General features: G+C 67.3%; 1 protein-coding gene. It reads left to right on the top strand.

The annotated features are described in order from the left end of the window. The first annotated feature begins 31 nt into the window (after positions 1–31). Positions 32–1,467 (top strand): IS3 family transposase gene (locus tag ACIBL3_RS47250; RefSeq protein WP_396360620.1). Its coding sequence is split into 2 segments (ribosomal slippage): positions 32–365 and positions 365–1,467, totalling 1,437 coding nucleotides; the frame shifts between segments, so codons are not numbered across the junction. Positions 1,468–1,499: the final 32 nt, after the last annotated feature.

Raw genomic sequence — 1,499 nt, 5'->3', positions numbered from 1 at the left:
AGTTGAGGGCGAGCGAGGAGTCTGACCCCAAGTGAGTTCGTTTGATGAGAAGGTGCCTGATCCGGAGGTCCCGGCGAGGGCGCGGTCGCGGAGGTACTCGGCGTCGTATAAGGCCAGGATCCTGGCCGAGTACGAGGAGCTGGACAAGGCCGGCAAGGGTGCCCTGTTGCGGCGGGAGGGCCTGTATTCGTCGCTGATCTCGGCGTGGCGAGACCAGCGGGACAAAGGCGCGATGGCGGCACTGGCCACGCCGGCGGGCCGCCCGCAGGCCGATCCGCGGGAGAAGGAGAACGCCCGGCTCCGCAAGGAGAACGAGCGTCTGGCCGCGGAGTTGGACAAGGCTCAGCGGGTGATCGAGGTGCAGGGAAAGCTCTCCGCGCTGTTGGGTCAGCTCGCGACCGACAGGCCGACCAGCGGGAGCGAGCCCACGCCATGATCGATGATGCGATCACCGAGCTCGAACCGCTGATCGGCACCCGCCGGGCCTGCCTGGCGACCGGGCGGCCGCAGGCCAGCCACTACCGGCGCCATCGCAAGAGCCCGCTCCCGGTACGGCCACCACGCCCACGTAAGCCGCAGCCGCGGGCGCTGACGCCGGCCGAACGCGCCGAGGTGCGGGCGGTGCTCAACAGTGCCGAGCATGTCGACAAGGCCCCGGTGGCGGTCTACCACGAGCTGCTCGACGACGGGGTCTACCTGGCCTCGGTGTCGACGATGTACCGGATTCTGCGCGAGCACGACGAGGTGCACGAGCGGCGTCGCCAGGCGGTCCACCCCGCACGGGTCAAGCCCGAACTCGTCGCCACGCAACCGAACGTGTGCTGGTCGTGGGACATCACCAAGCTGCGCGGCCCGGCGAAATGGAGCTACTACTACCTGTACGTGATCATCGACATCTACTCCCGCTACGTCGTCGGCTGGCTGCTCGCCGAGTGCGAGTCCGCGGCCCTCGCCGAGAAGCTGCTGGCCGACACCATCACCAAACAGAACGCCGAACCCGGGCAGCTGACCATCCACGCCGACAACGGCTCGTCGATGGCCTCGAAACCGGTCGCGTTCCTGCTCGCCGACCTCGGCGTCACCAAGACCCACTCCCGGCCCCACACCTCCAACGACAACCCCTACTCGGAGGCGCAGTTCAAGACGCTGAAGTACCGGCCCGACTTCCCCGAACAGTTCGGCTCGATCACCGACGCGCGGGCGTTCTGCCAAGGCTTCTTCACCTGGTACAACACCGAGCACTACCACTCCGGCATCGGCTGGCACCACCCCATCGACGTCCACCACGGACACGCCGACACCATCCGCACCGGCCGCGCCGACGTGCTCACCGCCGCCTACCAGCGCACCCCGGAACGGTTCGTGCGCAAACACCCCGAACCACCCACCCTGCCCGAAGCGGCGTGGATCAACAAACCCACCGAAGGCCAGCAGCAGGAGAACTCGGTTGACTCAATGAATCCCTAACCAACCCGCCTCAAAAATCTTGACACGCAGCG

Source organism: Kribbella sp. NPDC050124 (assembly GCF_044460355.1).
Taxonomy (GTDB): domain Bacteria; phylum Actinomycetota; class Actinomycetes; order Propionibacteriales; family Kribbellaceae; genus Kribbella.
This window is presented reverse-complemented; position numbering and strand designations above follow the sequence as displayed.